The sequence below is a fragment of the Methanococcoides sp. genome (genome assembly GCF_030594565.1).
Taxonomy (GTDB): domain Archaea; phylum Halobacteriota; class Methanosarcinia; order Methanosarcinales; family Methanosarcinaceae; genus Methanococcoides; species Methanococcoides seepicolus.
The window spans coordinates 1-3,284 of record NZ_JAUVEY010000183.1 but is presented as its reverse complement, the minus strand read 5'-3'; the positions used below and the strand labels follow the sequence as shown (position 1 = coordinate 3,284).

General features: G+C 37.3%; 5 protein-coding genes. 4 read left to right on the top strand and 1 reads right to left on the bottom strand.

Annotated features, from left to right (window positions below; genetic code table 11):
- Both QAS77_RS11210 and QAS77_RS11205 read left to right on the top strand, forming a co-directional pair.
- The coding region (locus tag QAS77_RS11210) for a hypothetical protein (protein WP_250867962.1) at positions 1-483 on the top strand (483 nt) is incomplete at its 5' end.
- Positions 484-806: 323 nt separating this feature from the next.
- A complete protein-coding gene (locus QAS77_RS11205) occupies positions 807-1,508 on the top strand; it encodes a GNAT family N-acetyltransferase (protein ID WP_331522707.1) in 702 nt (233 codons plus the stop codon).
- 15 nt (positions 1,509-1,523) lie between these two features.
- Here the strand turns inward: QAS77_RS11205 and QAS77_RS11200 are convergent, their stop codons facing one another.
- Positions 1,524-1,706 (bottom strand): hypothetical protein, encoded by a 183-nt coding sequence (locus QAS77_RS11200; RefSeq protein WP_305065623.1) that lies wholly within the window; start codon positions 1,704-1,706, stop codon positions 1,524-1,526.
- Positions 1,707-1,808: 102 nt separating this feature from the next.
- On the opposite strand from QAS77_RS11200, the gene QAS77_RS11195 reads away from it, so the two are divergent.
- Entirely contained in the window at positions 1,809-2,240 is a 432-nt protein-coding gene (locus QAS77_RS11195) for a DUF61 family protein (protein ID WP_305065622.1), read from the top strand.
- Positions 2,241-2,538: 298 nt separating this feature from the next.
- Entirely contained in the window at positions 2,539-2,862 is a 324-nt protein-coding gene (locus QAS77_RS11190) for a transcriptional regulator (RefSeq protein ID WP_442920371.1), read from the top strand.
- The last annotated feature ends 422 nt before the right edge of the window (positions 2,863-3,284 follow it).

Below are 3,284 nucleotides of genomic sequence, written 5' to 3'. Positions count from 1 at the left end.
ATGTCTGTTGAGAACGAATTTCGAGAATATAAAGAAGATGTAATGAAACTTTTGGACTATTTTGAATGTCCGGAGGGATGTGAGAAGTGTAAAAATATGAGAGAGAAGAACGGTGTCACGGTGGGCATGTTCCCATTCTGGATTCAGAATAAAGAGTATTCTGATAAAATAGCAATTGCTCCTTGTGATAAGGGTGTGGAAATTGCGAAGGCTCTTGCAGAACAGAAGAAATCATTGTTTGCTCATATTGTTGATGTTGGACAAATGGATGAGCAAGAGGCTGTGGAATTGTATGCGTCTTTCCTTGGCAATGTTGAATTGTTGGAGGAACAAAGTAAGACATTTACTGGAACAGAAGAAGGCTGTGGCAATTTGATAGTTGATATAAAGGATGTCTTTCTGCTTTTGTCATATATGAGTTATGATGAGGACAATCCAGAAGAATCCCATAAATATTTTAATAAGGGTTTAGGCTTGAACTAAGCCTCGCATAGAAAGTTGGGGATATAGGTAACTAGAAAAAACGGAATTGTATGTTTAAATTTTGAATGTATTTGTCAAATTTTAGGGAAATCGTAATAAATTTATTATCAAAATTGACAGGAAACTATTTTGTTAATCAATTTGTACGAGCTCGTACAATGTTCCCTCTACTTTTTGATAATTAAAGGGTCTAGTAGTCTTTCCACTGTTAACATTATTGCCATAAATTTTCTCAGAACAACCATAATTTATTATTAGTGAAAAATTATCAATTTCTGACAAACTTTCATTAGGCATTAATTTATGGAGAAAAGATTAAATATTTGAAAAAACTTTACATCTCTGTAAAACTTAATCTGATTCTAATAAATGTGATCATTGAATCATCGTATCCTAGAAAAGAGGGGATAATAATGGATATTTCAATCCGTCCGGAAAATGAGAATGACTTTAAAATTGTGGAAAATATGATAAGAGAAGCATTCTGGGATCTGTATAAACCAGGATGTGTAGAACACCTTATTGTTCACAATATGAGGGAATCATCTGATTTTGTAAGGGGATTGGATTATGTTGCATGTGATGGGAACCTGATTGTAGGCAATATTATCTATTCAAAAGCAAAAGTGATCAATGATAAGAACGAAGAATTTGAAGTTCTGTGTATGGGTCCACTCGGGGTATTGCCTTCATATCAAAAAAAAGGGATTGGATCCTTATTAATGAACTATTCTATCGAAAAAGCAAGGCAATCAGGATATAAGGCAATAATTATTTTTGGTGATCCGGAATACTACAAAAGGTTCGGTTTCATAAATAACAGCGAATATGACATTCAGACTTCTTCCGGTGAAAACTTCGATGCTTTCATGGCATTAGAACTCTACAACGGGAGTCTAAGACAGGTATCTGGTAAATTTTTCGCATCAGATTCTTTTGAGACCACTGAAGAAGAACTTGAGATTTTCGAAAAGGAGTTCCCTCATAAAGAAAAACATGTTACGGAAACTCAATTTGTTAATTGATGAACATTTCTTTCTTCAAACACTTTCCCATATCTCCAACCGTTCCTTTACATGAGCATTAAGAGTGAATGGCTTATCACTCTTGGCATTCTGCTTCATGTAATGCAAAGTACCTTTGGAGAATCCCATCTTCTTCCATTCGGTGTGGGACATGGCAATGATCTTCGTCCTCCTGTCAACAATTTCTTGTAGTGGCAATCACTAAAATTAATCTAAAGAACAGCATGTACATCTGATAGTGTTAAAGACGGACATTTGTAGATAATAACCGTTCTCAATAATAATATCGAAGTGAGCGATATGTCAGGAAGACTACCGGATTCGGATGACTCAGGTCTTATGAGGTGGATGAGATCGGAGGTCGGCAAGATCAATAAGGAGATTGTTGCTGAGAGGAAACCCCTTTCTCAGTTGCTTGGGGAGGAGATGCCATTTTCTAAGACAAAAAGCGGTAATGAGCACTTATTCGATAAAGGGATACTAAATGTGTTTGAAGAGGGTCTTCCGGAAGAACTCCATGGAAGGCTCAGGCTTCCAATTTTGTTCTTCCTTGATCACCGTGTGGAGGATAGTTGTTTTCTCAATGATGAAAATGCTGTCAAAGCTCTCCAGATAATGGGGGAAATAAGCAAATCCCGAAGCCTTAATGAAGGCAAATTATGGGTGGGAAAAAGTATTGCTTATTCCATCATGAGAAAATATCCGACTGCAATACAGATAGTGATGGGATGAATCGTTCTTTCTTCATTTCCCTTATTTTTCCTCGTCCATAGAGCGATAGGTACAAGTGATCTATATGAGGTGCAGGATAGTACCTTAAGGTCAATACTGCACGTAATTGGAATGGGGTAAAAACTACAAATTATGCATCCGATCTAAAGATCTTCCTCTTTGTATTTTACGCAGATCCAGTACTCGATCCATATCATGCAAAGCTTTCAACTTTCAAAAATTTCACGACAGTGAGTAGCTATATAAGATACGACAAACTATAAGTCATTGTGAAGTGTCCGAAGGTATTATCATGAAAATGGAAACTCCTTGTCAGGCAGTAGTATGGGATGTCCTTCCTGCAATACGTGCAGCGCTTGCGGTTGAGCTTGTGAATAATGGTATTGCTCAAAAGGAAGTTGCAAGGCTCTTTGGTATGGCGCCTTCCGCTGTTTCTCAGTACCTGACCAAAAAAAGAGGTTATCGTATCGAATTCGATGATGATATACAAGAGGAGATATCCCGTCTGGCTGTTGAGATCCAGGATGGTAAGATCGATAACGTTTCTGCAAAGATATGTGATATATGCAGAAATTTGAGGACCGGGGAAGATGCCTGTCCTGTGGGGCCTACTGAAGTATAAATATCTCGCATTTTATGATATATTGTTGGTCCAAGATCAGCTTTTGCTTTGATTATTTTTTTCCTACTGTTTTGGTTGGCTTATACTCCTTTTTTGTATTGACCGTTTTGCTATCAAGCGCAATATCTAAATAATAGATTGCGAATTCACTATCGTGAAGTCACGATTGTGAATCCATTGGTCTGGTTGGATGGCAGAGTTGTCATGTGTTCGACTGCAGCACGGATGTGTGGGATCGATGCGCATTCTGGTCTTCGATCTGATAAGAACAGGAAAATTCCCTGTAAAATTTGCAGTTCATCTCTTAAAAGGTGTATATTATGAATCAATTCGCACAAGCAACTGAAAAAGATATTACGCGTTCGATAGTTGAAGAATTCCTTGGAGATTTCCTTAATCACATCGAAAGTGATGTGATCATT